This is a genomic window from Nonomuraea cypriaca (assembly GCF_015645445.1).
Taxonomy (GTDB): Bacteria; Actinomycetota; Actinomycetes; order Streptosporangiales; family Streptosporangiaceae; genus Nonomuraea; species Nonomuraea cypriaca.
The window spans coordinates 1-766 of sequence record NZ_JADOGI010000562.1; the positions used below are offsets into that span (position 1 = coordinate 1).

The 766-nt window shown below is 70.0% G+C and carries 1 protein-coding gene; it reads right to left on the reverse strand.

Translation table 11 applies throughout. From position 1 onward, the window contains the following. Nucleotides 1–732: DUF11 domain-containing protein (locus tag ITP53_RS55615; RefSeq protein ID WP_328818991.1), on the reverse strand; the 732-nt coding region annotated here is incomplete at its 3' end. Between the last annotated feature and the right edge of the window lie 34 nt (nt 733–766).

Consider the following 766-nt stretch of genomic DNA (forward strand, 5'->3'; position numbering starts at 1 on the left):
GGCGGGCTCGACATGGGTGGACGCGCAGGAGCGGTTGTCAGCGACGTTCTCCTCGCGACCGCCCGCGTCGACGGTGGCGCAGTTCTCGATCAGCCCGGGCACCTCCGGGGTGACGGTGAGCCTGAACGTCCTGCTCGTATTCGGGGCCAGCGTACCGAGGGGGCAGGTCAGGGTCGGGCCCTCGCCGGCGCATTCGGCCGGGCGGCCGGTGATCGCTGCCCGGTCGCCGTCGACGGCGTCCCGCACGGTGACGTCCATCGCCTGCGACGGGCCGTGGTTGGTGACCCTCAGGCTGTAGGTGATGGGGCCGTCCGCGTTAGCGGTGGCCGGGGCGGTCTTGACGATCTCGAGGTCGGCCAGCGCACGAGTCTGGCTGATCAGCCGCGTCGAGTCGCCCCGTGCTCCCGTGGCTGAGACCTGGGCGCGGTTGGTGACGTTCGTACCGTCCGGGAGCGCCGGATCCATCGTGACCGGGATCTCGTACGTCACGCTCTCCCCCGGCGCCACCGTCAGACCGGGGCCACCGCAGGTGACGGTCTGAGCGGAGAGGGAGCAACCATCCGGGAGCCGCCGTGCGATGGCGCCTTCATCAAGGGTGTCGGTGATCCTGACGTCCCGAGCGTCCTGGTCCCCGGTGTTGGTGACGGTAACGGTGTAGACGAACGCCGCTCCCGCAACCATCTGACCGGGGGTAACGGTCTTCTCAATCCGCAGCACCGCGCCCCCCGGCACACCCTTCCTGCCCTCTACCCCACCAGCGATCAAC